Raw genomic sequence first — 25,817 nt, 5'->3', positions numbered from 1 at the left:
ACTACTGCGACTGACGCCGCCCCATCCGAAGCCGGGGGCGGCGTCAGTGGTTTCCGGCATCCGTGCGCGTTCGTCCGTCCCGCGATGTCGCGATCGCGGCGCGATACCGCCCACACGGGACGGACGAAGGCGCGTCAGAGACCCAGCGCGCGGGCGAGTTTCGAGTCGGATGCCGCGGGGCGGCCGCCCGCGGCGGTGACCGCGGCGGCGGCAGCAGCGAGCAGGGCGGCGCGGGCGGCGGGTGCCGTCGGCGCCGCGGGGCCGAGCTCGAACTCCCATTCGCGCCACGTGGTCTCCACGCGCCGGCGCTCATCGGTGGCGATCACGTGGTCGTCGACGAACTCGGCGACGACGCCGCCGTCGGCGTCGCGCAGCAGATAGGCGTGGCGGTCGTTGCGGATCCGCGCGATGGGCGCGAGAGCCCCCGGGACGAGGTGTGCGACGGCGGATGCCACGGCATCCGGAACCGCGATGTCGTCGAGGCCGGCGCCGTCCAGCGGCCAGTGCGTCTCGATGCGGCCGCCGTCGGCCCCCTTCGGTCCCTTGATGTGCCAGCCGGCGTCGGGACCTCCCGTGCGGCGACGGACGGCATAGCCGGCGCGACCGAGCGCGTAGCCGTCGACGTCGAGGTAGCGGGCGTCGAGCTCGCGCCGATCCGGACCGTCGACGACGGCGACACCCGGCAGACCCGACAGGTCGGGCAGTGGGGTGTCGCCGTGGACGTCGAAGGTGAGCTCGATCTCGAGCGAGCGGGAGGGCTCCGTGCTCACTCGTCCCGGCCGTCGGGGTCGGGATCGATGTCGTCCTCGGCCTCGACGAAGTGGAAGTCGGCCGACGTCGGGCCGTCGCCCTCGCCCGTGTTCTCCGCGGCCCCGGCGCGCTCGTAGACGATCTGGGTCTCGCTGTAGGGCATGATCAGGCGGTCCTGGCTCTCGTCGTCCAGGGGAAGGACCTGCCCGTCGAGCGGGCCTCCGTGCAGTCGTGCGATCGCCATGGTGTACCTCCGACGATGAAGCGGAATGTGGACTCCCAGCCTATCGCCGGGGGCTCAGTGCGTCGGGAAGCCGAGGCTGATCTGGCTCTCGCTCGGGTCGGGCCAGCGCGTGGTGACGACCTTGCGACGCGTGTAGAAGTTGAACGCCTCCGGCCCGTACATGTGCGTGTCGCCGAAGAGCGAATCCTTCCAGCCGCCGAACGAGAAGGCGCCGATCGGGACCGGGATCGGGACGTTCACCCCGACCATGCCCACCTCGATGTCGTACTCGAACTGTCGCGCCGTCTTGCCGTCGCGGGTGAACACCGCCGTGCCGTTCGCGTAGCGGTTGCCGTTGACCAGGGCGACCGCCTCGTCGTAGCTCGCGACGCGAACCACCGACAGCACCGGGCCGAAGATCTCCTCGTCGTAGACGCGCATCCCGGGCGTGACGCCGTCGACGAGCGAGGGGCCGATGAAGAACCCGTCCGCGTCGACGGAGAGGTCGCGGCCGTCGACCACGACGCGCGCGCCCTCGCCGGCGGCGCCCGCCACGAACCCGCTCACGCGGTCGAGGGCGTCGCGCGTGATCAGCGGCCCCATGTCGCTGTCGGGGTCGGTGCCGTCGCCGACGACGAGTCCGCCGATGCGCTCGGCGACCTTCGCGATCAGCGGGTCGGCGACGTCGCCGACCGCCACGACGACCGAGACCGCCATGCAACGCTCCCCCGCCGAGCCGTAGGCGGCGGACACCGCGGCATCCGCGGCGGCGTCGAGGTCGGCATCCGGCATGACGATCATGTGGTTCTTCGCCCCGCCGAGCGCCTGCACGCGCTTGCCGTTCTCGGCGGCCCGCGCGTAGATGTACTTCGCGATCGGCGTCGAGCCGACGAACGACACGGCGCGCACGATCGGATCGTCCAGGATGGCGTCCACGGCTTCCTTGTCGCCGTGGACGACGTTGAGGATGCCGGCGGGAAGACCGGCTTCCGCGAACGCGTCGGCCAGCCAGACGGCGGCCGAGGGGTCGCGCTCGCTGGGCTTGAGGATGACCGCGTTGCCGGCGGCGATCGCCGTCGTCACCATCCACAGCGGAACCATCGCCGGGAAGTTGAACGGCGTGATGCACGCGACGACCCCGACGGGCTGGCGCACCTGATGGACGTCGACGCCGGAGGCGACCTGTTCGGAGTAGTCGCCCTTGAGGTGATGCATGAGGCTCGTGCAGAACTCGACGTTCTCGAGTCCGCGCGCGACCTCGCCGAGCGCGTCGTCGACCGTCTTGCCGTGCTCGGCGGTGATGAGGCGCGCCAGCTCTTCGGCGCGTGCCGCGACGATCTCGCGGAGGCGGAACATCACCTGCTGGCGCTTGCCGAGACCGGTGTCGCGCCATCCGCGCTGCGCGGCCGCGGCGACGCGCGCCGCTTCGTGCACGAAGGCGGCCGAGGCCAGGGCGACCTCTCCGGTCTGCCGGCCGGTGGCGGGGTTGAAGACGGGACCGGTCCGACCGTCGCCGGTGACGCGCGCGCCGCCGACGACGTGCGGGATGGCGGTGAGAGTCCCGGCGGTGGACGAGGCGGTGGACGAGGCGGTGGAGGCGATGCTCATGAGGATGCTCTCTCGGGATCGGTGGCGGGCAGGTACGGGGGTCAGGCCACGGCGGCCGCGCCGTCGCGCGCCGGGTCGTAGCCGCGGAGGGTGCCGTCCGGCGAGGCGAAGCGCGCGACGAGCGTGCAGTCCTTGCCTCCGAGTCCTTCGGCGATGAGCTCGTCGAGCTGGCTCAGCGCGAGACGCGCCGCCGGCAGGTGCACGCCGGTGTCGTCGCCGGCCTGCACGGCCAGGCCGCAGTCCTTGCGGGCGAGGTCGACCGAGAACGTGGCGTCGAAGTTCTTGTTCGCGGCCGCCTTCTCCACGATGCCCGGCACCGGGTACCAGGTGCGCAGCGCCCACGAGTCGGCGGACGAGACGCGGGCGACGTCCCAGAACACCTGCGGGTCGAGCCCCAGCTGCTCGGCGAGCTGAGAACCCTCCGACACCGCCATGACCGAGATGAAGAGCATCATGTTGTTCACGAGCTTCGCGGCGATGCCCGCACCGGCCTCGCCGCAGGCGATGACGTTGCCGGCCATCGGCGCCACGATCCCCCGGGCCCGCTCCACGTCGGCGGCGTCGCCCCCGAGCATGAAGGTCAGCGTGTGCGCCTCGGCTCCCGCGGTGCCGCCGGAGATCGGCGCGTCCACGAAAGCGAGACCGCGGTCCGCAGCTTCGCGGTGACACCAGCGGGAGGTCTCCACATCGACCGTGGAGGTGTCCAGCAGAAGAGTGGATGCCGCCGCGTGCGCGAGGATGCCGTCGGCTCCCCCGTACACGGCACGGACGTGCTCCGGCTTGGGGAGGGACGTGATCACGGCATCCGCGCCGTCGAGCGCCGCGGCCACGGACGCGACGATCTGCACCCCGCGCCCGGCGGCGGACGCCGCGGCCGCGGGGTTGAGATCGACGCCGCGCACGGTGTGACCCGCGGCGACCAGGTGGGCCGACATGGGGGCGCCCATATGGCCGAGTCCGATGAAGGCGATCGTGGACATGACAGCTCCCTTCGACCGGCGACGGTCATCGTCGCGGGCGGCGGCCGTCGTCCTCGAGGGCCGCCACCGCCAGCGTAGGCAGCCACGAGTCATCGATCAATGCACACGTCGGCGGCAAACTTGCACCACTGGTGTGCATTGGTGCACACTCGTCGGCATGCCCCTCGCTCCCCCCGACCCGCCCCTGGATGCGCTGATGACCTTCCTCTCGGTCGCGCGCCTCGGCCGCTACACCGCCGCCGCCGAGGTGCTCGGCGTCAACCACTCGACCGTCTCCCGCAGGATCGCGGCGCTGGAGAGCGCGATGGGCGGGCGCGTGCTCGTGCGGACGGTGGGCGGATGGGAGGTCACCGACCTCGGTCACCGCGCGGTGACCATCGCCGAGCGCATCGAGGCCTCGCTGCGGGAGCTCGTCGACGGCGACGACGCCGACGCCGTGCACGGCATGGTGCGCATCTCCGCCCCCGACGCCTTCACGTCGGTGTTCCTGGCGCCCGCGATGACCGCGCTCCGACGCGAGCACCCCCAGCTGGCGGTGGAGCTGCTGTCGGCGACGCAGCGCGTGCGCCAGAACCGTTCCGGCGTCGACCTGGAGATCGTCGTCGGCCGGCCGCAGGTGCTGCGCGCGTACGCGACGCCGGTGTGCTCCTACGCGTTGCGTCTGTACGCCGCCCCCGACTACCTCGCCGCCCAGGGCACCCCCGCCGCCGTCGCCGACCTCTCCGCCCACCCGCTCGTGTACTACGTGGAGAGCTCGCTGCAGGTCGATGAGCTCGATCGCGCCCTCCAGGAGCTGCCCGACTCCCCCGCGTCGGTGCGCTCGACAAGCGTCTTCGCGCATGTCGAGGCGACCGCGGCCGGGGCGGGCGTCGGCATCCTGCCCGACTTCCTCGGCGATGCGGACCCGCGCCTCGTGCGCGTGCTCGACGGCGCCTACGCGCACCCGCTCGCGTACTGGGCCGTGGCGCGCGACGAGGGCCCGCGCAACCCCGCCGTCGCGGCGACGCTCGCGGCGATCACGGCCTACATCGAGCAGGGCCGGCGATGAAGCCGTTCCTGCTGCTGGCGACGCGGGCGGAGGATCTGCCCGCCGACGAGGAGTACGCCCTCTTCCTCCGCTTCACGGGCCTGTCGGCGAACGAGCTGGTGCGGGTGCGGATGGAGGCGGGGCCCCTCGGCGAGGTCGATCTGGACGAGTATTCGGGCGTCTTCGTCGGCGGCGGCCCCTTCAACGCCTCCGACCCGATCGAGAAGAAGTCCGCCGTGCAGCGGCGGGTCGAAGCGGAGATCGCGGGGCTCCTCGACGAGGTCGTGGCCCGCGACTTCCCGTTCTTCGGCGCCTGCTACGGCGTGGGCACGGTCGGCGCGCACCAGGGGGCGGTGATCGACGGCACCTACCGTGAGCCGATCAGCGTGATCGAGGTGGAGAAGACGGATGCCGGGCGCGACGACCCGCTGCTGGCGACGCTGCCCGACGGGTTCACCGCGTTCGTCGGGCACAAGGAGGCGATCTCGCGACTGCCGGAGTCGGCCACCCTGCTCGTGCGCGGCGAGGCGTGCCCCGTGCAGATGTTCCGGGTGGGCCGGAACGTGTACGCCACCCAGTTCCACCCGGAATGCGACGTCGAGGGCATCTCGACACGCATCCGCGCCTACGCGGACTACGGCTACTTCGGCCCCGGCGAGCTCGACCTCACGCTCGCGGCCGTGCGGCGGCTGCCCGTCGTGCACACGGGCGCCCTCCTGCGCGCGTTCGTCGAGCGCTACGCCCGCTGACACCGCGTTTCGACTCGTCGCTGCGCTCCTCGCTCAACGACCGGGGCGGGGGGTGTGGCGCGGCGCGGAACGGCCGCGGCTGTTTGCCGTGGCACGGCCGCGAGCCGAAATGCAAGGGATGCCGCGCGACACGCCGCCGCATCCCCCGCGGACACGGCGTGCCGGGCAGCCCGCCTTGCAGTTGCGGACAGGGCGGGGCGTTTCGACGCGTCGCTGCGCTCCTCGCTCAACGACCGGGGCGGGGGCGGGGGCGTGGCCGCGGCTGTGTGCCGCGGCCCGGCCGCGAGCCGAAATGCAAGGGATGCCGGGCGACACGCCGCCGCAACCATCGCGGAGGCGGCGTGTCGGTCAGCGCGCCTTGCAGTTGAGGACGGGCGGGGCGCGCGCAGCGCGGCGGGGCGTTTCGACTCGTCGCTGCGCTCCTCGCTCAACGACCGGGACGCGGGGCGGGGCGCGGCGCGGCGCGTGGCCGCGGCTGTGTGCCGTGGCCCCGTCGCGAGCCGAAATGCAAGGGATGCCGCGCGACACGCCGCCGCATCCCCCCGCGCACACGGCGTGTCGGTCAGCGCGCCTTGCAGTTGCGGGCAGGCAAGGCGCGCGGCGGCGCGTTTCGACTCGCTGCGCTCCTGCTCAACGACCGGGACGCGGAGCGGGCCGGTCGTCGAGCGAGCGCAGCGAGTCGAGACGCGCCCGCGTCAGAGGATCGGCGGGGTGTGCCAGATGCGCTCGATGTAGTCGCGCATCGAGCGATCGGACGAGAAGAACCCGCAGCGGGCGACGTTCAGGATCGCCGAGCGCGTCCAGGCATCCTGATCCGTGTAGGCGGCATCCACCCGCGCCTGCGCGGCCACGTAGGAGGAGTAGTCCGCGAGCACCATGAAGCGGTCGTCGTAGAGCAGGTTCGACACGATCGGCTCGAACACGCTGCGGTCGCCGCCCGAGAACGCGCCGGAGGCGATGAGATCCATCGCCCGGCGGAGGTTCTCGTCCCGCTGGTAGAAGTCCGCCGGCTTGTAGCCGCGGGCCCACAGCGCTTCCACCTCGGGCTCGCTCATGCCGAAGAGGAAGAAGTTGTCGTCGCCGACCAGCTCGCGGATCTCGACGTTCGCGCCGTCGTCGGTGCCGATCGTCAGCGCGCCGTTGAGCGCGAACTTCATGTTGCCGGTACCCGAGGCCTCCTTGCCGGCCAGCGAGATCTGCTCGGACAGATCGGCAGCCGGGATCAGCCGCTCGGCGAGGGTGACGTTGTAGTTCGGCGGGAAGAGCACCTTCAGGCGCCCCTCGACCCGCGGGTCGGCGTTCACGACCTCGCCGACGGCGTTGATGAGGTGGATGATGCGCTTGGCCATCACGTAGCCCGGAGCCGCCTTCGCCCCGAAGATCACGGTGCGCGGGAGGATCTCGGATGCCGCGACCCGGCCCGACACGATGCTCTCGTACTGCGTGACGACGTGGAGCAGCTTCAGCATCTGGCGCTTGTACTCGTGCAGGCGCTTGACCATGACGTCGAGCATGTGGCCGTCGCTGATCTCGAAGCCGTCGCGGGCGCGCAGCACCTCGCCGAGGCGCCGCTTGTTCGCCGCCTTCACGTCGGCGAAGGCCTGACGGAACTGCGGATCCTCCGCGTAGGTCTCGAGCTCACGCAAGCGCTCGAGATCGGTGAGCCAGCCGGTACCGATGGCCTCGGTGATCAGCTCGGAGAGCCCCGGGTTCGCGAGCCGCACGAAACGGCGCGGCGTGATGCCGTTGGTGACGTTGGTGAACTTGCCCGGGAAGAAGTCGTTGAAGTCGGGCAGCACCTTGTCGCGCAGCAGCTGCGAGTGCAGCTCGGCCACGCCGTTGACCTTGGCGCCCGCGACGGTCGCCAGGTACGCCATCCGGACGCTCCGCTCGGGGAACTCGGAGATGATCGACATGTTGCGGATGCGCATCTCGTCGTCGCCGTAGCGTTCGCGCACCGCGTCGAGGAACTCCTCGTTGATGCGGTAGATGATCTCCAGATGCCGCGGCAGCAGGCGGCCGAGCAGGTCGACCGACCACACCTCGAGCGCCTCGGGCAGCAGCGTGTGGCACGTGTACGCGAAGCACTGCTGCGTGATCGCCCACGCGGCATCCCACTCGAGCTTCCTCTCGTCGATGAGCACGCGCATGAGCTCGGGCACGCCGATGACGGGGTGGGTGTCGTTGAGCTGGAAGATCACACGATCGGGCAGCTTCTCGAGGTCGAAGTCGTCCGGCAGCGTGTTCTCCAGGAAGTCGCCGATGGATGCCGCGACGAAGAAGTACTGCTGCTGGAGGCGCAGCTCCTTGCCCTGCGGGGTGGAGTCCTCCGGGTAGAGGACCTTGGAGATGTTCTCGGCGAACGTCTGGGCGCGCACGGCCTCCTCGTAGTCGCCGGAGTTGAAGACGCGCAGGTCGAACGAGTCCGTGGCCTTCGCGCTCCACAGCCGCAGGGTGTTGACGCGGCCGTTGAGGTATCCGGGCACCATGTAGTTGTAGGGCACCGCCTGAACGTGCCAGCCCGGAACCCAGCGGTTGCGGATGACGCCGTCGTCGTCGTAGGTCTCGGTGTGTCCGCCGAAGGAGATGCGGCGAGCGGCCTCGGGGTGCGGGAACTCCCACGGGGAGCCGAGGGTGAGCCACGCGTCGGGCTGCTCGACCTGCTGACCGCCGACGAAGGTCTGGCGGAAGATCCCGTACTCGTAGCGGATGCCGTAGCCGACGTTCGGCACGCCCATCGTCGCGAGCGAGTCGATGAAGCACGCGGCGAGGCGTCCCAGACCGCCGTTTCCGAGGCCCGGCTCCACCTCCTGCGCGCGCAGCTCGTCGATGTCGATGCCGCAGGCGGCCATCGCCTCGGTGGCGATCTCGGTCAGACCGCTCGCGAGCAGGTTGTTGTCGAGCTGGCGGCCGAGCAGGTACTCCGCCGAGAGGTAGCACACGCCCTTCGCCTGCGCGACGCGCTGACGGCGCAGGTCTTCGAGCCAGCGCGCCATGAGGTAGTCGCGCACGGTCATCGCGAAGGCGAAGTAGCGGTCGTTCGGGCTGGATGCCGACAGCGGCACGCCCCGCTCGTAGTTGAGGTTCCGCAGGAACTGGCGGACGAATCCGTCGACCGAGCTCGCCGGACCGGTCACCGGCGCGAGAGCCAGCGGGTGCGTCGCGTGGAGCGGGTGGGGCACGGAGGTGGGACCGGTCACAGATTCGGGTTCTGACACAGTTCACACGCTAACGTGCACCCCCGCCCGATGCACATCGGCGGGGGTCTTTTCACGCGGCTCTTACCTGGCCGTTACACGCGACCGTCAGGACGCCCCGGCGCCGTCACGTTCCTTCTGCTCCGCCCGCCGGGCCTCCTCGAGTTCGGCGGCCGCGAGAGCGAGGACGTTCTCCGCGGAGCGCACGCGTCGCTGAGCGAACGTCGCGGCGCCGTGGCGCGCACGTACGCGGTCGTCGCCTTCCTCGACGAGCGTGAAGATGTACGCCGTGGCGATCAGGATCACCTGCGCCGAGAGGTTGATCCACAGCAGCAGCGCGATCAGCGCCGCGAAGGACGCGAGAAGCGGGTTGGACGCGGCGCCGCCGACGAACAGCCCGGACAGCTGCTGGAGGACCGTGAGCCCCACCGCGGCCAGAAGGGCGCCCGTCCAGAGCGCCTTCGCGGGGGCGCGCACACCCGAGAGCACGCGGAAAAGGACCGCCACCGCCGCGGCATCCAGCACGAAGGTCACCACGATCGCGAGCACCCGCGTGCCCCAGGCGATGGCGGGGTCCTCGCGTGTGAGACCGAGCCACTGCGCCACGACGTCCAGGCCGGCGGTCCCCAGCATCGTGACGACCGCGGAGGCGAGCAGGGCGCCGCCGACGGCCACGGCGAGACCGACGTTTCGGAGGAGCACGATCCAGATGGGCACGTCATCGGTGAGCTTGTCGCACACGACGCGCATCGCCGTGCGCAGCGACCCGATGGCACCGATCGCCGCGCCCACGAGACCGATGAGGGAGAGCACGCCGGCCACCGAGAGGCCGACCGACAGGTCGATCTCGTCCACCTTGATGAGGCCGTTCTCGCCCACGAGGCCGGGGATGGCCCGGTCGACCGCCGCGATGAGCGCCTGCCACGCCTGCGGGTCGCCGGAGAGCCACAGGGCCGCGACGGAGAAGCCCAGCAGCGCCGCCGCGAAGACGCTGAAGAGCGTCCGATAGGTGACGCTGTCGGCCAGCATCGCGCCGCGCCGCTCGCCGTAGCGCAGGAACGCGCGGACGGGCGTCAGCGACAGCGCGCGGGCGATGACGCGGGAGATGTCCATCCCGCCAGGATAGGCGGCGACCTCCGCCGGCCGCGGGGCCTTGACAGCGACCGGCCGGGGTCACACCCCTTCGGCGAGGACCCCGATCCAGGTTCCGGCGACGAGGAAGGGCCCGAAGGGGATGCGCGTCGATCGGCTCGCCCGGCGGGTCACCAGCAGCGCGACGGCGACGACGCCGCCCAGCAGGAAGGCCGCGAGGACGCCCAGCACGACCGCCGACCACCCGGCCCAGCCGAGGAGGACGCCGACCAGCGCGGCGAGCTTGACGTCGCCTCCGCCCATCGCCCCGCCGCCGAGCATCCGCAGGAGGAGGAAGAGCACGAACAGCACGGCGCCGGCCGTGAGCGCACGCAGGAGCGCGCTCCAGGGCGCGCCGAGCAGGCAGGATGCCGCGAGCAGCGCGACGGTGACGGCGAGCGCGGGAAGGACGATGGCGTTCGGCAGGCGATGCGTGCGCAGGTCGACGACGGCGAGGACCACGCCGACGACGGCCGCCCCGAGGTAGGCCGCCGCGACGAGGACCACGGCCGCGTCAGCCATGGAGCACGTCGAGTCGGACACGCACGCTGCCCGCGGTGTCGATGCCCTCCGCCTCACGCACCGCTCGCTTCAGCGGCAGCACGTAGCGTCCGCGCTCCGCGTCGGGGAAGACGGAGGTGCGCCACTGCGAGCCGCCGATGACCACGTCGACGCGCACGGCGCCGAATCCGCGCGGCGGACGCGGGAGCTCGCGGATGTCGGCGCTGACGGCGGCGGGCAGCTCGACGAAGTACCAGTCCTCCCGTCGGGCGGACCAGCGGAAGATCTCACCGTCGAAGTCGAAGCGCACGCGGTCATCGTAGCGACCTCGCCTCGGGGTCTCCGTCCGCCTGTGCACAACCCGGCGGGCCCGCACACGGCAGCGCGCGCGAGGCATCCTACGGGGAGACGATGACGGGTGTTCCCGGCGGCAGCTGCGCGAGCCGATCGGTCGCGGCCCCGTCCAGATAGATGCAGCCGAACGACGTCGCTCCCGAGCGCTCCCGGTAGTAGTGGAACGCGGTCACCGCGACCGTGCCGCCGTCGAATCCGGCCATCGACGACGACTGCACGCCCAGGTAGACGAGCGGATGGCCCTGGGTGTACGCGAACTCCGGCACGACGCGCGTCAGCATCACGAACGTGCGGCCCACCGGCGTGGGCGTCGACGGCTTACCCCACGCGAAGTCGTCGGCGACCCGCTCGACACCGGATGCCGAGACGATGTCGATCGTGTGCTGCGCCAGGTGCACCTCCACGTACGCGGTCACGGGCGTGAGCTCGACATCCGCGGCGCGCAGCCAGCCGACCGTCTGCGCGGGGTTGCCGTCCGGTGGAACGCCCTGCCGGCCCGCGAGCAGGACCTTGACCCAGTGCTGCTGGCGGACGACGACCGGCACCGTCGTCCCGCCGTAGGCGGCGTCGCGCGGGAGGTATCCCAGCGGCTCGCCGGCGGGATCGGCGAAGATCGGCGCCGCCGTCACGGGGCGCGCGAGCTCTCCGGTCATCGGCGCGAAGGGCGCATCGTCGACGGGGATGCCGGGCGTCACCGACCACACGTCGATCTGGGGCAGGGCGGCGATGTCGTAGGCGGTCGTGTTCTCCGGGGCGTCCGCGGGAGCATCCGTCGCCGCTGTGCCCGCCGCCGTCCCGGCCGGCGCCGTCGCCGCGGGTGGAGCGGCGTCCGCGGTGGGGCGCGGGTCCTCGCCGGCCGTCCCCGCCACCGCGACGGCGGTCGCGACGGCGATGCCGCCGACCACCGCGAGCGCCGTCACGACCCAGGGGGCGATGTCCCCGACCCGTACGCGGCGCGGCCTGTGCATGGGTCCAGGGTACGGAGATCGTGCGGGCACGGAGAAGGGGGCCGGGTATGCTCCCCCGACCCCCCTCGTTCCGCAGCGTCGATCAGGCGCTGGCCTTGGCCTTCTTGGCCGCTCCCTTGGCGGGCGCCGTGCGGACGGTTCCCGTCACGGCCTCGCTCTCCGCGTGCGCGACCTTCCGCGCGGCGCGGACTTCGGCGAACGACTTGCCGTAGTACGCCGCCTCCATGAGGGTCTTCATGTCCTCGATCATCGGCATCCGCGGGTTCGCCGGGGCGCACTGGTCGCGGTAGGCGGCCAGGGCGAGATCCTGCAGGCCCGAGATGAAGGTGGTCTCGTCGACGCCCTGCTGCTGGAACGAGCGCTCGATGCCGACCCGGTCGCGCAGCTCCTCGACGGCGCGGGCGTAGCTCTCGACGCCCTCCTCCGGGGTGGATGCCGGCAGGCCCAGGTGCTTGGCGATCTCCTGGAACCGCTCGGGGGCGATGTAGCGCTCGTACTTCGGCCAGCTGGTGAGCTTCGTCGGGACGGTGCCGTTGTACCGGATGACGTGCGGCAGGTAGACCGCGTTCGTGCGGCCGTGCACCAGGTGGTACGTCGCACCGGTGACGTGCGCCATCGCGTGCACGATCCCGAGGAACGCGTTGCCGAAGGCCATGCCCGAGATGGATGCCGCGTTGTGCATCTTCTCGCGGGCCTTGATGTCCTCGGCATCCGTCGAGTTCGGCTGGGCCTTCGTGCTGCGCTCGATGTTCTCGAAGATGAGCTTGATCGCGTGCAGGCACAGGCCGTCGGTGTAGTCGTTGGCGTAGACGGAGACGAACGCCTCGGTGGCGTGGGTCAGGGCGTCGAAGCCGGCGTCGGCGACCAGGAAGCCGGGCAGCACCTTGGTGAGCACGGGGTCGATGATCGCGACCGACGGGGTCAGCGCGTAGTCGGCGAGCGGGTACTTCATGCCGCTCTCGTCGTCGGTGATGACGGCGAACGGGGTCATCTCGCTGCCCGTGCCCGACGTGGTCGGGATGCAGACGAGCTTCGCCTTCTTGCCGAGCTCGGGGAACTTGAACGCGCGCTTGCGCACGTCGAAGAACTTCTCGCACATGTCGGAGAACTCCACCTCGGGGTTCTCGTAGAGCAGCCACATCACCTTGGAGGCGTCCATCGGCGACCCGCCGCCGAGGGCGATGATCGTGTCGGGCTGGAACTGACGCATCAGGTCGGCGCCGGCACGCACCTCGGAGACCTTGGGCTCCGGCTTGACCGTGTTGATGAGCTGCACCTGCACGCGGTTCTCGCGACGGTTCAGCACATCCATGATCTTGTCGACGTAGCCGAGCTTGGTCATGGTCTCGTCGGTCACGATCGTGACGCGCTCGACACCGCGCATGTCGGCGAGGTAGCGGATCGCGTTCGGCTCGAAGTAGGTCTTCGCGGGGATCTTGAACCACTGGAGGTTGTTGTTGCGACGACCGATGCGCTTGACGTTCAAGAGGTTCACCGCCGAGACGTTGTTGGAGACCGAGTTGTGACCGTAGGAGCCGCAGCCGAGGGTGAGCGACGGCATGAAGGCGTTGTAGATGTCACCGATGCCGCCGAGTGCCGACGGGCTGTTCTCGATGATGCGGACGGCCTTGACGACCTTGCCGAACTCGGCGATGACGTCCTGGTCGTTGGAGTGGATGGCGCCGGAGTGGCCGAGACCGTCGAAGTCGACCATCTGGCGGGCCAGATCGATGCCCTCGGCGGGGCTCGAGGCGCGCAGCACGGCGAGCACGGGTGCGAGCTTCTCCCGCGTCAGGGGCTCGTGGGGACCGACCCCGGAGACCTCGGCGAGGATGATCGACGTGTTCTCGGGCACCGTGAAGCCGGCGTGCTCGGCGATCCACTGCGGCGACTGGCCGACGACGGTGGGGTTGAGCTTCGCGCCGGCGCAGTTCTCGCTGCCGGCGGTGACGCCGAAGATGAACTCCTCCAGCATCCGCTTCTCGTCCGCGGTCGCCATGTAGGCGTGCAGACGGGCGAACTCGGCGAGCGCCTCGGCGGCGATCGGCTCGTCGAGGATGACCGCCTGCTCGCTGGCGCAGACCATGCCCATGTCGAACGACTTCGACAGGACGATGTCGTTGACGGCGCGACCCACCTTGGCGGTGCGCTCGATGAAGGCGGGCACGTTGCCGGCGCCGACGCCGAGGGCGGGCTTTCCGCAAGAGTAGGCGGCGCGGACCATCGCGTTGCCGCCGGTGGCGAGGATGAGCGCCACACCCGGGTGGTTCATGAGCTCGCCGGAGGCCTCCATGGAGGGCTCCTCGATCCACTGGATGCAGTTCTCGGGGGCGCCGGCGGCGACCGCGGCGTCCCGGACGATCTTCGCCGCGGCCACGGAACACTTCTGGGCGGCGGGGTGGAAGCCGAAGACGATGGGGTTGCGGGTCTTCAGCGCGATGAGCGACTTGAAGATCGCGGTCGAGGTCGGGTTGGTGACCGGCGTCAGCGCGCAGATGACGCCCACGGGGTCGGCGATCTCGGTGATGCCGGTGATCTCGTCGTGCGAGATGACGCCGACGGTCTTCTGGTTGATGATCGAGTTCGTCACGTGCTCGCAAGCGAACATGTTCTTCACGGCCTTGTCCTCGAACAGACCGCGACCGGTCTCTTCGACAGCCATGAGGGCGAGTTCGCCGTGGAAGTGCAGGGCCGCGACGCTCGCCTTGCGAACGATCTGGTCGACCTGCTCCTGGGTGAAAGATGCGTACTCTGCGAGCGCGGCTTGTGCGCCTTCGACCAGAGCATCGATCGAGGTGGACATTGTGGGTCTCCTACCCGGCGCGGACACGGTGTCCGCGTCATCGCTTTCCGGGTCCGAGGGCTCTCGGGCCTGTCTGCGATCAGTATGGCAGATGTGGTCTGACCACACAAGACCCGCGCCGCTCGGCCACTAGGCTCCGGCCATGAGAAATGATCGCGCCCGTGTCCGCCGGCGCCACCCGATCGCGCGCGCGATCCTCGTCGTGACGGCCCTCGTGCTCGCGTGCGTGGCCGCCGTGGTCGGCGCGCGGCTCATCGGCGACGACATCGAGCGCCGCGACGAGGCCGCGTTCTACGCCGCGCCGGCGGGGGCGACGGACGGCCCTGCGGGCACGCTCGTGCGAGCGGCGGAGCTGGTGGGGGTGCCGTTCGACGCCCGCGCCTGGCGGGTGATGTACCGCACGACCGATGTGCACGGCGCCCCCGTCCTGTCCACCGGCATCGTCGTCTCCCCGCGCGAGGGAGCGCCTCGCGAGGGGCGGACGGTGCTCGCCTGGGGGCATCCCACCACCGGCGCCGCCGCGGACTGCGCACCCTCTCGCGCGTTCGACCCGTTCGAGCTGATCGAAGGGATGCGCGCGCTGCTCGACCGGGGCTACACGATCGCCGCGACCGACTACGTCGGCATGGGCACCGCGGGTCCCGACTCCTATCTCGTCGGCGACACCGGCGGCAACGCCGTGCTCGACGCCGTGCGGGCGGCGCGGGAGCTCTCCGACGCCCAGGCATCCAACCGGGTCGTGCTGTGGGGCCACTCGCAAGGCGGCCAGGCCGTGCTGTTCGCGGCGCAACGCGCGGCGGCCTACGCGCCCGAGCTCACGATCGAGGCCGTCGCCGTCGCCGCACCCGCGGCGGATCTCACCTCGCTGCTCAGCGCCCACCTCGACGACATCTCGGGGGTGACGATCGGCGCGTACGCCTTCACGGCGTATGCCGGGGTGTACGCCGACCGCGGCGCCGACCTGGACGGCATCCTCACCCCCGCGGCGCAGGAGATCCTCCCCGAGATGAACGGACTGTGCCTGCTGACCGACATCTCGCGCCTGCACCGGATCGGCCAGCCGGTGGTGGGGCGGTTCGTCACGGCCGACCCGGCCACGGTGCAGCCCTGGGCCGGCATCCTGGCCGAGAACTCGGCCGGCGGGGCGGCCTTCGCCGCTCCCCTGTTCGTCGCGCAGGGGCTCGACGACACGCTGGTCGTGCCCTCCGCGACGGAGGCGTTCGTGGCCCACGAGAGGGCGCTCGGGATCGACGTGGAGTTCCACCCCGTCCGCGACGCCGACCACGGCACGATCGCCTACCTCGCGCTCCCGGCGCTCCTGGAGTGGCTCGACGCCCACCGCCTGTGAGCGCATCGGGTTTGTCACGCCGATGCGGCGAGCGCGCGCCATCCCGTCCGATCAGACTGTCGGCATGCGGAAGATCCCCGTGTACTACTATTCCTCGTCGTCGAACCTGACCGGCCGGTTCGCCGAGGCGCTCGCGCGGATCGACGGCCGACGGGTGCTCAACCTCGCACGCTCGGACGTGCGTCGCACGGAGCCGACCGGACCGTGGGTGCTGCTGACGCCGTCGTACAAGGCGGGCAACGCCGAAGAGGTGACCCTGCCCGCGGGGGTGCGGGCGTTCCTGCGCTCGCCCATGACGCGCCGACGAATGGTCGGGATCATCGGATCGGGCAACCGCAACTTCGGCGACTACTACCAGGCCGCCGCCCGCCAGCTGTCGCAGACGTCGGGCCGGCCCGTGCTGTTCGAGTTCGAGCTGTCGGGCACGCGGGAGGACGTCGAGCGGTGCGCGGCGATCCTCGCGACCCTCGACGCGGCCCTCGACGACGTACGCAGCACCGGATGAGCGGGCCTGCGCGCTAACGTCGCTCCTACGACGCCGAGGGAGGCGCCGCCGGGAGGAAGGGACGCGCCGTGGCCGCATTCGATTCGATCGTCATCGGTGCCGGGATCTCGGGGCTCGCCGCGGCGCGCCTGCTGACGGATGCCGGACGGCGCACCGTCGTCCTCGAGGCGCGCGATCGCATCGGCGGCCGCGTCTGGACCGATCGGTCCGACGGGCGCGTCACCGACCGGGGCGCCTCGTGGATCCACGGGATCACCGACAGCCCGGTGGCCGCCGCGGCGAGCGCATTCGGCATGCGCACCGTGGAGTTCACGGTCGGCGGCTACCAGCCCGACAGTCGACCGATCGCGCACTACTCCCCCGACGGGCGGCGATTGAGCACCGACGAAGCGGCCGCGTACGTGGCCGACATCCGGGCCGTGGATGCCGCCCTGGTTCCGCTGATCGCGGCATCCGCGCCCGACGCCACGTACCGCGACGTGACCGAGGCGGCCCTCGCCGCCCAGGGCTGGGAGGCGGAACGGGCCGAGCGCGTGCGCGAGTACCTGGCGCACCGCAGCGAAGAGCAGTACGGCGCGGCGATCGGCGATCTCGCGGCCCACGGCCTCGACGACGACCAGATCGACGGCGACGAGGTCGTCTTCCCCGACGGCTACGACGCCCTCGCCACGGGCCTGGCGCGCGGGCTCGACATCCGGCTCGCCCACGTCGTCTCCCGCGTGGGATGGGGCGTCGACGGCGTGACGGTGACGACCGACCGGGGCGCGTTCACCAGCCGGGATGTCGTGGTGACCGTGCCGGTCGGCGTGCTGCAATCGGCCTCGTTCGCGATCGAGCCGCCCCTGCCCGAGCCGGTGGCCGGCGCGCTCGGCCGGCTGCGCATGAACGCGTTCGAGAAGCTGTTCCTGCGCTTCCCGGAGCGGTTCTGGGACTCCGACGTGTACGCCGTCCGCCAGCAGGGGCCCCAGGGGCGGTGGTGGCACTCCTGGTACGACCTGACCGCGCTGCACGGCGAGCCGACGCTGCTGACCTTCGCCGCCGGACCGGCGGCGGTCGCGACGCGGCACGAGACGGATGCGGAGGTCGTCGCCTCCGTGATGGCGCAGCTGCGACGCCTGTACGGGAGCGACGTCCCCGATCCGGTGGCCGTCCAGCGCACCGCATGGCAGGACGACCCCTACGCGCGCGGCTCGTACGCCTACATGCGTCCGGGGTCGACGACCGACGACCACGACACCCTGGCCACACCGGTCGGCGGTGTGCTGCACCTGGCCGGCGAGGCGACGTGGACCGACGACCCGGCGACCGTCACGGCGGCGCTGTGCTCGGGGCACCGCGCCGCGCAGAACGTGCTCGGCACGGGCGTGCCGATCGAGCAGCTGTGGCGCGCCCCCGAAAACCTTCAACACAACTGAAGGATTCGGCGTAGAGTGGCGGCATGCTTCCACTTTCCATCGTCATCATCACCGCCGCCCTCGTCTTCTACAGCGTCGGCGTCTGGGCGGAGCGGATCCAGCGCACGCTGCGCTGGTGGCACGCCGGCATGTTCGCCCTCGGCCTCGCCGCCGACACCACCGGCACCCTGCTCATGACGCAGATCGCGGCTGACCGGCGCGCGGACGGCGTCGCCGAGACGGCCGCGGGAACCCTCATGGCCTGGACCGGCACCGCCGCGATCGTCCTCATGGCGATCCACCTGATCTGGGCGATCATCGTGCTGGTGCGGGGCCGCGAGAACGAGAAGCGCGCGTTCCACCGCTTCAGCATCGTCGTCTGGGCGATCTGGCTGATCCCCTACGTCGCGGGCGCGGTCAGCGCGATGGCGGGCTGACGTTCGACGCGGCATCCGTGCCGTCGGCGGCATCCGCGCCCTCGGCACGAACCGCCGTGCGCCGGGAGGCGACCGCGGTGGATGCCGCCAGCGCCGCGATCGTCACGATCGCCCCGAGCACGAGCGCCGCCTGCTCCCCCGCGGTGAGCGCTCCCGTCTCGGCTCCGATCGTGGCGGCGGCGATCGGGACGCCGAGTTGGGCGGCGGCGATCACGGCCCACAGCGGACGCTGCCGCAGCAGCACCCCGGACAGGTGCGCGAGGAGCGCACCCGCCCCGAGCAGCACACCGAGCCAGAGGTACGCGGGCGCGTCGACGAGGCTGCCGAGCGAGAGCGACGCGCCGAGCCACACGAAGTAGAGGGGCGAGAGGAAGCCCTCCGTCACCGCGAACAGCTGTCGGGCGAGCCGCCGCGGCTCCCCGGCGCTGGCGACCGCCAGGCCGCCGGCGAAACCGGCGAGCAGCACGGAGACGTGCGAGACGGTGGCGAGGGCGCCGAGTGCGCAGACGAGGATGAGGCTGACGCGCAGCTCGATCGCGAGCTCGTGCGTCTTGCTGGTCTCGCGCAGGCGCTTCCACCGGTCGCCGCGCGCGCCCCACCGCAGCCCCAGCGCCAGCAGCAGCGCCACGGCGGCGATGCCGAGCGCGCCGAGGGCCGCGACCGGTGCACGCTCCGGGTCCATCGCGAGGGGCAGCGCGACGATGCAGGCCGTGTCGGCGATCGCGACCTGCGCGATGGTGGCCAGCAGCGGCGGACCTCCGAGACGCGTCTGCTGGACGGCGGGTAGCACGAGCGCGGCGGAGGACGACGCCATGACCACGGCGTAGACGGCGGCGTGACCCGTGTCGAACAGCGTCGCGAGTCCCCAGCCGGCGAAGGCGGCGACCACGCCGACCACGACGGCCTGTAGCGCGCCCCGGCCGAGCGCCGGGCGCAGGCGCGCGTCGCGAAGCGGCACGTGGGTGCCCGCGACGAACATCGTGAGACCGAAGCCGAGCGTCGCGAGGAAGCTGAACGTGCGGTCGGTGGGGTCGACCAGGTGCAGCCCGGAGACGCCGATCACCATGCCCGCGACGAGCTCGCCGATCACGACCGGCACGCGCCACCGACTGCCGGCGGACAGCAGCGGACCGAGCAGCGCGACCGCACCCACCAGCGCGAGCGTCTGCAGGTTCATGCGTTCACGCCGCGGCGGCGTCCGGCCCGACGATGCGGCACGGGATCTCCGTGTTCTCGTCGAGGTACCAGCTGGCGCAGACGCGGTGATAGCCGTCGGCGATCTGCGCGGGCAGCCCGCGCGTGAGGTCGCCGTGGACGATGAGCACGGGCGACAGCGGCTTGCCCGCGCGCACCTTGCGGAGGTCATCGGCGACGTGCGGGTTGTCGATCGGAAGCAGCGGCAGGTTCGCCGCCCGCAGGATGTCCTTCGCCTTCTTCACCACCGTCGCCCGCGTGCGCAGGGCCGCGACGAGAGAACGGGCCCGCTCGGGATCGGCGACGAGGCGGAGGTAGTCCTCCGCCGCGGGGAAGTCATGCTCGTCGGGGTCGTTCTTCCAGATGGGGTCGGCCATGAGGACATTGTGCTCCGCGGCGGGGCCGGCGCCCGGCGCGACGCGTCACGAGTCCTGCGTGGCCGCCCCGTCCCGCTGAAGCGCGAAGTCGCCGAGGGCGGCGGAGGTGGGCAGATCGACCCACAGCCGGAGGCTGCCGGGGCGCGCTCCGGCGCCGTTGATGATCGCCGCGCCGCCGATACGGCGCAGGAGCGGAGCGATGGACGCGGCGACCTCGCGCGGAAGCGAGCCGACGCCGCGGCCGTTGGAGGTCACGGCCACCGTGGTCGTGTCGTGCCGGGTCGAGGCGACGTGGCGCATCACGTAGGTGCGCCGCTCCTCACCGCGACGCTCACGGTCGTTGACGAGGAAGTGCGTCTTCTCGAGAGCGACCCGCCGCGTCTCGAGCCCGCGCAGATCGGGGAGATCGTCGTGCCGGCTGACACGACCGGTCACGACATGGAGCACTTCTTCCCACCACGCTGGCATGGCACCTTCCTTTCGGGTCGGTATGCCATCACCGCAGTGGAGCATGTGTCCAGCGTCTCACACCGGACTGTGGGAGTGCTGACCGCCTCAGTCCCGGGTCGATCGGACCGTCGCCACCGTCGTGTTCGGCATCATCCGGCAGCGGGCACGGCGCGCTCGAAGCTGACCGACGCGGCGAGGGCCACGACGGCGGCGGCGCGCTCGCGCTCTCCCTCGGCCGTCTTCTCGTCGCGCAGGGCGGCCGCGTCGCGGCGCTCGACGGCGCGGTCGCTGATCTCCGCGAGCCGGTCGGCGAGCACCGTTCCGAGACCGTCGCGCAGCTCCTCGAGGTTGGTGTTCGCGATCTCCAGGCGGCGATCGGACACCGTCAGCTCGACCACGGGGTATCCGTTGCGGATCAGCATCTCGCGCGTCTCGTCGCTCAGCAGATCGGCGATCTCCTCGCGCTGCGGCCGACGGGTGAACACCGCCTCGACGGTGTAGCGGGCCGGGGCGTCCGCTGTCATCAATGCGGACGGCAGTGAGCCCGCCAGCACCGATCCGAGGCCGAGGGCGGCGCTGTCGGACGGGCTCTTCGTCGTGCTCTGTGTACTCATGACCTGACGGTACGCCCCGAAGATGTGCGCCTCACAGCTTCGGGGCGTACTCCCGCGCGTCGCTCAGGCGTCGGCGCGGGACGGCAGGACCCACCCCGCACGCGGGAAGTGGCACGTGTAGCCGTTGGGGTAGCGCAGCAGGTAGTCCTGGTGCTCCGGCTCGGCCTCCCAGAACGCACCCAGCGGCTCGATCGTGGTCACGGCCGGCGCCGGCCACAGCCCCGACGCATCGACGTCGGCGATGGTCTCGCGCGCGACGTGCTCCTGGTCGGGCGTGACGGGGAAGATGGCGGAGCGGTAGCTCGTGCCGATGTCGTTGCCCTGGCGGTTCAGCGTCGACGGATCATGGATCTGGAAGAAGAACGCCAGGATGTCGCGATAGCTGGTCGCATTCGGGTCGAAGACGATCTCGACCGCCTCGGCGTGCCCCGGGTGATGACGGTAGGTCGCGTGATCGTTCTGACCGCCCGTGTAGCCGACGCGGGTGCTGATCACGCCGGGCTGACGGCGGATCAGATCCTCCATGCCCCAGAAACAGCCGCCCGCGAGGATGGCCGTCTCGGTGCCGGCCGGCTGGGTGATGGCTCCGGTGTCGCTCGGTCCGCTGGTCATGCTGCATCCTCCTGAGGGGTGGGGTCGGTGGTGGGGGCGTTCGGGAAACGGTCGAGGTACTCACCGTAACCCTGGGCGGCGAGGTCCTCGACGGGCACGAACCTCAGCGCGGCCGAGTTCATGCAGTAGCGCAGGCCGCCCTCCGCGCGGGGGCCGTCGTCGAACACATGGCCGAGGTGGCTCTCGGCGCCCGACGAGCGCACCTCGGTGCGCGTCATCCACAGCGTGCGGTCGGTCGTGGTGACCACGGCATCCGGCTCGATCGGGCGGGTGAAGCTCGGCCATCCGGTGCCGCTGTCGAACTTGTCGGTCGATGCGAACAGGGGCTGGCCCGAGACGACATCGACGTAGATGCCGTCGTCGTGCAGGTCCCAGTAAGCGTTGCGGAACGGGGGCTCGGTGCCCTCTTCCTGTGTCACGGCGTACTGCTGATCGGTGAGGCGGCCGAGCGCCTCGGGGGTCTTGCGGTAGTCCTTCGACATGATGTCTCCTCTGCGACACCGCTGGCTGCGGCGTCACCTGATCAAACAGAGGATGCGCCCGATTTGGTCCCGCCAGGCTGGACGCCGGCTGTGAGTTCCGGCGAGGCGCCGCCCGCCGACCGATCGGAGATCGCCCGCACGACGGCCGCCATGTCGAGGTCGCCGTCACCGCGCGCGACGGCGTCGGCGTACAACTCCCGAGTCACGTCGAGGAGCGGGCTCGCGATGCCGGCGGTGCGCGCGGACTCGGTGATCAGCTCGTTGTTCATCAGCACGTCACGGATGGATGCCTGCGGCGTCCAGTCTTCCGCCGCGAGCTTGGCGGTCTTCACGCGAGAGATGGGCGAGGACATCTGCCCGGCATCGAGCACCTGCCGCAACAGGGTCGCGGGCACGCCGTGCTGGGCGGCGAAATGGAAGGACTCGGCCAGCCCCGTGACCACCGCGATGAGGAAGACGTTGACGGAGAGCTTCATCGTCAACGCCGACGGGACGTCCCCGCAGAAGGTGAGCGCGCCGCACAGGGGCTCCAGGATCGGTTTGACGCGGGCCACCGCATCCTCGGGCCCGGCGAGCATGCCGACGAGAGTCCCCTCCTCCGCCGGGCGTCGCGACCCCGACACGGGCGCCTCCACGAAGACGCCGCCGGCGCCGGTGATCTCGGCGGCCAGCCGGGCGGAGTACTCCGGCGGCACGGTGCCCATGTTGACCACCGTGCGCCCGGTGAGCATCTCCGCGCGCCGGGCGCCGTCGGGACCCAGCACGTCGTCGATCGCCGACGTGCCGGCCAGCATGAGGATGACGATCTCCGACCGCGCGAACACCTCCGCCGGTTCCGCCGCGGCCGTCGCCCCGGCATCCACCAGCACCCTTCGGGCGCGCTCCGACCGGTTCCACACCGTCAGCGCCACGCCAGTGCGCACCAGGTTGAGCGCCATGGGCTCCCCCATGATCCCGAGGCCGATGAATCCGACTCGCGCTCCCACGCTCACGGCGTCGACGATATCTCCGACGCCGGCACGGAGAGCGAGGCACGCGCGTCGCGCACCGATCTGGCAGGAATGCGACGAGGCTCGACGCCCACGCGGCGGTCGGTGCGCATCGGGCGCGCGGAGACTGGAGGCATGCACCCCACCGACTTCCGCGCACCCGACACCCTCGCCGCGCGAGGAGCGCTCGAGCTCGCCCGCCAGTACCAGTCCCCCGCGATCACGGCCCACGCGCTGCGCTCGTGGCTCTGGGCCGAAGCGTTCGCGCGCGTCGACGGCATCGCCGAGGTCGACCACGAGCTGCTCTACGTCGCGGCGGTGCTGCACGACATCGGCACCGTGACCGCGTTCGACAACCACACCGTCTCATACGAGCACGCCGGCGGACACGTGGGCGTCGCGCTCACCGCGGGGGCCGGCTGGCCCGCCGAGCGACGCACCCGGGTGCTCGAGGTCATCGTGCGGCACAACTGGCCGCAGGTCGACCCGGCGATGGATGCCGAGGGCCACCTCCTCGAGATCGCCACGGGCCTCGACATCTCCGGCGCGCGACCCGACGCCCTTCCGGAGTCGTTCGTGCGCGAGGTGCTCGCGGTGTACCCCCGCGGGCGACTCGCGGCGGAGTTCGGCGCGTGCGTCGCGGACCAGGCCGCGCGCAAGCCCGACACGGCCGCGCGGCGCCTGCTCGACGGCGGCATCGTCGCCAAGCTGGCCGCCAACCCGTTGGAACGGATGTAGCGGTATCCCGAGAGTGCGGATGCCGAGGTCAGGCGACCGGGCGTGACAGGACCTCGGTGAGGGCCTCCGCATGGGTCAGCTGCGGGTGGTGACCGGCACCCGGAAGCGACACGATCTCCACTCGGGGACCGAGGTCGTCCCGGAAGCGTGCATCCAGCGGATCCTCGCTGCCGACGACGATACGCACGGGCCCGTCGAACCCCCTCAGCGCGTCCCGCAGCTGCGCCCGCCACCTCGCCGAGCCCGCGCGCGACAGCTGGGCCGCGGCGTGCTTCGCGCCGGTGCGCCTCAGGTCGCTCACGCTCGACTCCAGCGCCGCCGCCCCCGCGTCGGTCCCGGTCAGCCGGCGCGACAGCCACACCGCGTCGGCGTGCCTCAGGAACGCGCGCACGACCGGCGAGATCCGTGCCGCACCGCGTGGCGGGACCTGCAGGAAGAACGGCGACACGAGCGTGAGCGACCGGAGACGCCCGGGGAATCGCCGGGCGACCGCGAGCGCGGCGGCGGCGCCCAGAGAGTGGCCGATGAGCTCGAGCGGCTCCCCGCTCGTCAGACCCGCCAGCCACCGGGTCCAGTCCCGAAGACCGGTACCGCCGGACAGGCCCAGTCCGGGAAGGTCGACCGCGCGAGCCCCCGTGCCTGCGGCGACCCGCGCCCAGGTGTCGGCGTTCACGGGCAGGCCCGGCAGGATCACCCGACGCGAACCCGCGCGTCCGATCTCGAACGTGCGGATGCCGCCGTGGTCGACGAATCGCCGGTCGCCGCCGGGCGCGTCGCCGAACCGGTGCGCGACCAGGTGATCCGCCCACCGGTGAAGCGACAGCCGCACGTCGGGCGTCGAGATCCCGTGGGCGGCGGCGAGCGCGTCCGCGGACCCCGTCGGATAGCGGTCGGAAGACATGAAGGACAACGTCTCGGGGTCGACGCGGGTCACGCGCGCCGGGAGACGCCGGATGACACCGACCGGGACCGTGAGCCGCGGTATCGGCACGCCCAGGTGGCGCCCGACCGTCGAGAGCAGATCTCTGAGCGGCGGGGTGTCGTCGTCGAGGAGCCAGTAGGCCCGGCTCTCCGCCGCCGGATCGACGGCCACGCGTTCCATGAACGCGGCGAGGTGGTCGACGGTGACGACGGGGAGGAAGGTCGCGTCCCCTCCCGGCAGGGCGGCCATCCTGCCGCGCCAGAGCTGCTGGATCGTGTCGGCGAGGCCGATCTGCTGGTCGGATTCGCCCGTGACGCTGTCGCCGATCACGCTGGCGGGATTGACGATCGTCCACGGGATCCCACGCGCGCTCGCGCGCGCCTGGAAGACCGCGTCGGATTCGACCTTGGACGCTTCGTAGGCGCCGAGGCGTGCATAGACCGCTGCGCGATGGTCGTCCGACCACGGCACCGTCACGGGATCCTGGCCGCCGACACGGTAGCCGGACACGTGGACGACGCGGCGCAGCTCGGGAAGCCCCGCGGCGACGTCGATCAGCCTCTCGACGATGCCGACGTTGGCCTCGCGCGCCTCCTGCGCGGACATGCCGAATCGGTAGGAGCCCGCGCAGTTGTGGATCTCGGTGACCGTGGCGAGAGCCGACCGGTCACCGGGCACGAGCTCCGCGGAGGCGAAGTCGACGATGACGGTCGCCACCGGTCGTGTCACGCCGTGCTCGCGGAGCCAGTGCTGCAGGCGAGCTGCCGACGCGGGCGTGCGCACGGCCGCCGTGACCTCTCCCCCGGCACCCGCAAGGGCACGCAGGAGGTGGCGGCCGACGAACCCGGATGCGCCGAGGACCAGCGCGTGTCGACCGTGGTCGGGGACGCTCACGAGGTCGACGCCGAGACGCGCTGAGCGATGAACGCCGCTATGCCGTCGGCCGCATCCACCAGCGGCCCCGTGCTGCGCAGGGCGCGCGAGACGATCACGGCCCCCTCGATCATCGACACGACGACGGTGGCCATTCCCCGCGCCTCGGTCGGGGAGAGCCCGTCGGCCTCCAGGAGCGCCGCCGCCGACGCGATCCACGACTCGAAGGCGTCGGCACAGGCGCGGCGCAGTCGCTCGTTGTGCGCTCCCATCTCCAGGGTGACGACCGACACCGGACACCCCAGCTGGAAGTCGCTGCCTGCGACGAGATCAGCCACCCCCGCGATGACGGTGCGGGCGGCCTCGGCAGCTCCGGCTCCGGATGCGGCGGCATCCGTGATCAACGTCTCGAACTGCGCGGCCGCGAGTTCGATCGCCGCCGCACCGAGCCCTTCCTTACCGTCCGGAAAGTGAAAGTACACGGAGCCTTTGGGGGCCGAGGAGTGTGCGATCACGGCGTTGACGCCGGTGCCGCTGTAGCCGTGGGTCTGGATCAGTTCGAGCATGGATTCCGAGAGTCGGGCTCTCGTG

At 71.5% G+C, this 25,817-nt stretch carries 26 protein-coding genes; 7 read left to right on the top strand and 19 right to left on the bottom strand.

The features are described from left to right. Nucleotides 1-134: 134 nt before the first annotated feature. From MHO01S_RS00545 to MHO01S_RS00530, 4 genes are read right to left on the bottom strand one after another with little or no spacing between them, the layout of a single operon-like run. Nucleotides 135-770: a CYTH domain-containing protein gene (locus MHO01S_RS00545; protein WP_061781702.1), complete on the bottom strand. Its 636-nt coding sequence runs from the start codon at nucleotides 768-770 to the stop codon at nucleotides 135-137. Next, a complete protein-coding gene (locus MHO01S_RS00540) occupies nucleotides 767-994 on the bottom strand; it encodes a hypothetical protein (RefSeq protein WP_060958779.1) in 228 nt (75 codons plus the stop codon). The genes MHO01S_RS00545 and MHO01S_RS00540 overlap by 4 nt, the downstream gene beginning before the upstream one ends. A gap of 54 nt (nucleotides 995-1,048) precedes the next feature. Next, a complete protein-coding gene (locus MHO01S_RS00535; RefSeq protein ID WP_061781701.1) occupies nucleotides 1,049-2,581 on the bottom strand; it encodes a CoA-acylating methylmalonate-semialdehyde dehydrogenase in 1,533 nt (510 codons plus the stop codon). A gap of 41 nt (nucleotides 2,582-2,622) precedes the next feature. Further along, nucleotides 2,623-3,561 carry an NAD(P)-dependent oxidoreductase gene (locus tag MHO01S_RS00530; protein WP_060958781.1) on the bottom strand — a complete coding sequence of 313 codons (939 nt, stop codon included), beginning with the start codon at nucleotides 3,559-3,561 and terminating at the stop codon, nucleotides 2,623-2,625. Between the two features lie 196 nt (nucleotides 3,562-3,757). Between MHO01S_RS00530 and MHO01S_RS00525 the strand changes: the two genes are divergently transcribed. Continuing rightward, entirely contained in the window at nucleotides 3,758-4,609 is an 852-nt protein-coding gene (locus MHO01S_RS00525; protein ID WP_060958782.1) for a LysR family transcriptional regulator, read from the top strand. Continuing rightward, nucleotides 4,606-5,337: a glutamine amidotransferase gene (locus tag MHO01S_RS00520; RefSeq protein WP_060958783.1), complete on the top strand. Its 732-nt coding sequence runs from the start codon at nucleotides 4,606-4,608 to the stop codon at nucleotides 5,335-5,337. Before MHO01S_RS00525 ends, MHO01S_RS00520 begins: the two co-directional genes overlap by 4 nt. Before the next feature lie 695 nt (nucleotides 5,338-6,032). Here MHO01S_RS00520 and MHO01S_RS00515 read toward each other — a convergent pair. The 6 genes from MHO01S_RS00515 to adhE all read right to left on the bottom strand — a co-directional run bounded on the left by MHO01S_RS00515 (nucleotide 6,033) and on the right by adhE (nucleotide 14,291). Beyond that, nucleotides 6,033-8,537, bottom strand: coding sequence for a glycogen/starch/alpha-glucan phosphorylase (locus MHO01S_RS00515; protein WP_231734880.1), 2,505 nt, complete (start codon nucleotides 8,535-8,537; stop codon nucleotides 6,033-6,035). Nucleotides 8,538-8,642: 105 nt separating this feature from the next. Continuing rightward, complete coding sequence (locus tag MHO01S_RS00510) at nucleotides 8,643-9,647, bottom strand: YihY/virulence factor BrkB family protein (protein WP_060958784.1); 1,005 nt, start codon at nucleotides 9,645-9,647, stop codon at nucleotides 8,643-8,645. Between the two features lie 60 nt (nucleotides 9,648-9,707). Next, nucleotides 9,708-10,187 (bottom strand): prepilin peptidase, encoded by a 480-nt coding sequence (locus tag MHO01S_RS00505; protein ID WP_060958785.1) that lies wholly within the window; start codon nucleotides 10,185-10,187, stop codon nucleotides 9,708-9,710. Then, entirely contained in the window at nucleotides 10,180-10,476 is a 297-nt protein-coding gene (locus tag MHO01S_RS00500) for a DUF1905 domain-containing protein (RefSeq protein ID WP_060958786.1), read from the bottom strand. Before MHO01S_RS00500 ends, MHO01S_RS00505 begins: the two co-directional genes overlap by 8 nt. 88 nt (nucleotides 10,477-10,564) lie before the next feature. Further along, a complete protein-coding gene (locus MHO01S_RS00495) occupies nucleotides 10,565-11,488 on the bottom strand; it encodes a L,D-transpeptidase family protein (protein WP_061781700.1) in 924 nt (307 codons plus the stop codon). An 82-nt stretch (nucleotides 11,489-11,570) separates the two neighbouring features. Continuing rightward, nucleotides 11,571-14,291 carry a bifunctional acetaldehyde-CoA/alcohol dehydrogenase gene (gene adhE / locus MHO01S_RS00490; protein WP_060958788.1) on the bottom strand — a complete coding sequence of 907 codons (2,721 nt, stop codon included), beginning with the start codon at nucleotides 14,289-14,291 and terminating at the stop codon, nucleotides 11,571-11,573. A 142-nt stretch (nucleotides 14,292-14,433) separates the two neighbouring features. Here adhE and MHO01S_RS00485 point away from each other — a divergent pair, with 142 nt between their 5' ends. The 4 genes from MHO01S_RS00485 (at nucleotide 14,434) to MHO01S_RS00470 (ending at nucleotide 17,975) form a co-directional block, all read left to right on the top strand. Beyond that, nucleotides 14,434-15,639 carry a lipase family protein gene (locus tag MHO01S_RS00485; protein ID WP_082808011.1) on the top strand — a complete coding sequence of 402 codons (1,206 nt, stop codon included), beginning with the start codon at nucleotides 14,434-14,436 and terminating at the stop codon, nucleotides 15,637-15,639. Nucleotides 15,640-15,703: 64 nt separating this feature from the next. Further along, nucleotides 15,704-16,144 carry a class Ib ribonucleoside-diphosphate reductase assembly flavoprotein NrdI gene (gene nrdI, locus MHO01S_RS00480; RefSeq protein WP_060958790.1) on the top strand — a complete coding sequence of 147 codons (441 nt, stop codon included), beginning with the start codon at nucleotides 15,704-15,706 and terminating at the stop codon, nucleotides 16,142-16,144. Nucleotides 16,145-16,212: 68 nt separating this feature from the next. Beyond that, complete coding sequence (locus MHO01S_RS00475) at nucleotides 16,213-17,559, top strand: flavin monoamine oxidase family protein (RefSeq protein ID WP_060958791.1); 1,347 nt, start codon at nucleotides 16,213-16,215, stop codon at nucleotides 17,557-17,559. A 23-nt stretch (nucleotides 17,560-17,582) separates the two neighbouring features. Then, nucleotides 17,583-17,975 carry an HsmA family protein gene (locus MHO01S_RS00470; protein ID WP_036321710.1) on the top strand — a complete coding sequence of 131 codons (393 nt, stop codon included), beginning with the start codon at nucleotides 17,583-17,585 and terminating at the stop codon, nucleotides 17,973-17,975. Here MHO01S_RS00470 and MHO01S_RS00465 read toward each other — a convergent pair. The 7 genes from MHO01S_RS00465 to MHO01S_RS00435 form a co-directional block, all read right to left on the bottom strand. Next, the gene (locus MHO01S_RS00465; protein ID WP_061781699.1) at nucleotides 17,956-19,152 is read right to left on the bottom strand and encodes a cation:proton antiporter; all 1,197 of its coding nucleotides are present in this window, start codon (nucleotides 19,150-19,152) and stop codon (nucleotides 17,956-17,958) included. The two genes, MHO01S_RS00470 and MHO01S_RS00465, sit on opposite strands and share 20 nt — an antisense overlap. 4 nt (nucleotides 19,153-19,156) lie before the next feature. Then, a complete protein-coding gene (locus MHO01S_RS00460; RefSeq protein WP_060958793.1) occupies nucleotides 19,157-19,546 on the bottom strand; it encodes a hypothetical protein in 390 nt (129 codons plus the stop codon). A gap of 45 nt (nucleotides 19,547-19,591) precedes the next feature. Then, on the bottom strand, nucleotides 19,592-20,014 hold the full coding sequence (locus MHO01S_RS00455; protein WP_036321705.1) for a hypothetical protein: 423 nt from the start codon (nucleotides 20,012-20,014) through the stop codon (nucleotides 19,592-19,594). A gap of 131 nt (nucleotides 20,015-20,145) precedes the next feature. After that, entirely contained in the window at nucleotides 20,146-20,610 is a 465-nt protein-coding gene (locus MHO01S_RS00450) for a hypothetical protein (protein ID WP_060958794.1), read from the bottom strand. A gap of 63 nt (nucleotides 20,611-20,673) precedes the next feature. Then, nucleotides 20,674-21,222, bottom strand: coding sequence for a peptide-methionine (S)-S-oxide reductase MsrA (gene msrA, locus MHO01S_RS00445; RefSeq protein WP_060958795.1), 549 nt, complete (start codon nucleotides 21,220-21,222; stop codon nucleotides 20,674-20,676). Beyond that, nucleotides 21,219-21,704, bottom strand: coding sequence for a peptide-methionine (R)-S-oxide reductase MsrB (gene msrB, locus MHO01S_RS00440; RefSeq protein WP_060958796.1), 486 nt, complete (start codon nucleotides 21,702-21,704; stop codon nucleotides 21,219-21,221). Before msrB ends, msrA begins: the two co-directional genes overlap by 4 nt. Before the next feature lie 41 nt (nucleotides 21,705-21,745). Beyond that, nucleotides 21,746-22,696: an NAD(P)-dependent oxidoreductase gene (locus MHO01S_RS00435; RefSeq protein WP_231734883.1), complete on the bottom strand. Its 951-nt coding sequence runs from the start codon at nucleotides 22,694-22,696 to the stop codon at nucleotides 21,746-21,748. Between the two features lie 132 nt (nucleotides 22,697-22,828). Between MHO01S_RS00435 and MHO01S_RS00430 the strand changes: the two genes are divergently transcribed. Next, on the top strand, nucleotides 22,829-23,431 hold the full coding sequence (locus tag MHO01S_RS00430) for an HD domain-containing protein (RefSeq protein ID WP_060958797.1): 603 nt from the start codon (nucleotides 22,829-22,831) through the stop codon (nucleotides 23,429-23,431). 28 nt (nucleotides 23,432-23,459) lie between these two features. On the opposite strand, the gene MHO01S_RS00425 is transcribed toward MHO01S_RS00430, so the two are convergent. Both MHO01S_RS00425 and MHO01S_RS00420 read right to left on the bottom strand, forming a co-directional pair. Beyond that, nucleotides 23,460-25,247, bottom strand: coding sequence for an alpha/beta fold hydrolase (locus MHO01S_RS00425; RefSeq protein WP_060958798.1), 1,788 nt, complete (start codon nucleotides 25,245-25,247; stop codon nucleotides 23,460-23,462). Further along, nucleotides 25,244-25,792, bottom strand: coding sequence for a TetR/AcrR family transcriptional regulator (locus MHO01S_RS00420; protein WP_060958799.1), 549 nt, complete (start codon nucleotides 25,790-25,792; stop codon nucleotides 25,244-25,246). Before MHO01S_RS00420 ends, MHO01S_RS00425 begins: the two co-directional genes overlap by 4 nt. Nucleotides 25,793-25,817 lie beyond the last annotated feature (25 nt).

Source organism: Microbacterium hominis NBRC 15708 (assembly GCF_001592125.1).
GTDB lineage: Bacteria > Actinomycetota > Actinomycetes > Actinomycetales > Microbacteriaceae > Microbacterium > Microbacterium hominis.
This window is presented reverse-complemented; position numbering and strand designations above follow the sequence as displayed.

What these genes read in the sequence shown, in the direction of transcription:
- MHO01S_RS00540 (WP_060958779.1), bottom strand. Translation starts at nt 994, where the DNA reads ATGGCGATCGCACGACTGCACGGAGGCCCGCTCGACGGGCAGGTCCTT.
- MHO01S_RS00535 (WP_061781701.1), bottom strand. Translation starts at nt 2,581, where the DNA reads ATGAGCATCGCCTCCACCGCCTCGTCCACCGCCTCGTCCACCGCCGGG.
- MHO01S_RS00530 (WP_060958781.1), bottom strand. Translation starts at nt 3,561, where the DNA reads ATGTCCACGATCGCCTTCATCGGACTCGGCCATATGGGCGCCCCCATG.
- MHO01S_RS00525 (WP_060958782.1), top strand. Translation starts at nt 3,758, where the DNA reads ATGACCTTCCTCTCGGTCGCGCGCCTCGGCCGCTACACCGCCGCCGCC.
- MHO01S_RS00520 (WP_060958783.1), top strand. Translation starts at nt 4,606, where the DNA reads ATGAAGCCGTTCCTGCTGCTGGCGACGCGGGCGGAGGATCTGCCCGCC.
- MHO01S_RS00510 (WP_060958784.1), bottom strand. Translation starts at nt 9,647, where the DNA reads ATGGACATCTCCCGCGTCATCGCCCGCGCGCTGTCGCTGACGCCCGTC.
- MHO01S_RS00505 (WP_060958785.1), bottom strand. Translation starts at nt 10,187, where the DNA reads ATGGCTGACGCGGCCGTGGTCCTCGTCGCGGCGGCCTACCTCGGGGCG.
- MHO01S_RS00495 (WP_061781700.1), bottom strand. Translation starts at nt 11,488, where the DNA reads ATGCACAGGCCGCGCCGCGTACGGGTCGGGGACATCGCCCCCTGGGTC.
- adhE (WP_060958788.1), bottom strand. Translation starts at nt 14,291, where the DNA reads ATGTCCACCTCGATCGATGCTCTGGTCGAAGGCGCACAAGCCGCGCTC.
- MHO01S_RS00485 (WP_082808011.1), top strand. Translation starts at nt 14,434, where the DNA reads ATGAGAAATGATCGCGCCCGTGTCCGCCGGCGCCACCCGATCGCGCGC.
- nrdI (WP_060958790.1), top strand. Translation starts at nt 15,704, where the DNA reads ATGCGGAAGATCCCCGTGTACTACTATTCCTCGTCGTCGAACCTGACC.
- MHO01S_RS00470 (WP_036321710.1), top strand. Translation starts at nt 17,583, where the DNA reads ATGCTTCCACTTTCCATCGTCATCATCACCGCCGCCCTCGTCTTCTAC.
- MHO01S_RS00465 (WP_061781699.1), bottom strand. Translation starts at nt 19,152, where the DNA reads ATGAACCTGCAGACGCTCGCGCTGGTGGGTGCGGTCGCGCTGCTCGGT.
- MHO01S_RS00460 (WP_060958793.1), bottom strand. Translation starts at nt 19,546, where the DNA reads ATGGCCGACCCCATCTGGAAGAACGACCCCGACGAGCATGACTTCCCC.
- MHO01S_RS00455 (WP_036321705.1), bottom strand. Translation starts at nt 20,014, where the DNA reads ATGCCAGCGTGGTGGGAAGAAGTGCTCCATGTCGTGACCGGTCGTGTC.
- MHO01S_RS00450 (WP_060958794.1), bottom strand. Translation starts at nt 20,610, where the DNA reads ATGAGTACACAGAGCACGACGAAGAGCCCGTCCGACAGCGCCGCCCTC.
- msrA (WP_060958795.1), bottom strand. Translation starts at nt 21,222, where the DNA reads ATGACCAGCGGACCGAGCGACACCGGAGCCATCACCCAGCCGGCCGGC.
- msrB (WP_060958796.1), bottom strand. Translation starts at nt 21,704, where the DNA reads ATGTCGAAGGACTACCGCAAGACCCCCGAGGCGCTCGGCCGCCTCACC.
- MHO01S_RS00430 (WP_060958797.1), top strand. Translation starts at nt 22,829, where the DNA reads ATGCACCCCACCGACTTCCGCGCACCCGACACCCTCGCCGCGCGAGGA.
- MHO01S_RS00420 (WP_060958799.1), bottom strand. Translation starts at nt 25,792, where the DNA reads ATGCTCGAACTGATCCAGACCCACGGCTACAGCGGCACCGGCGTCAAC.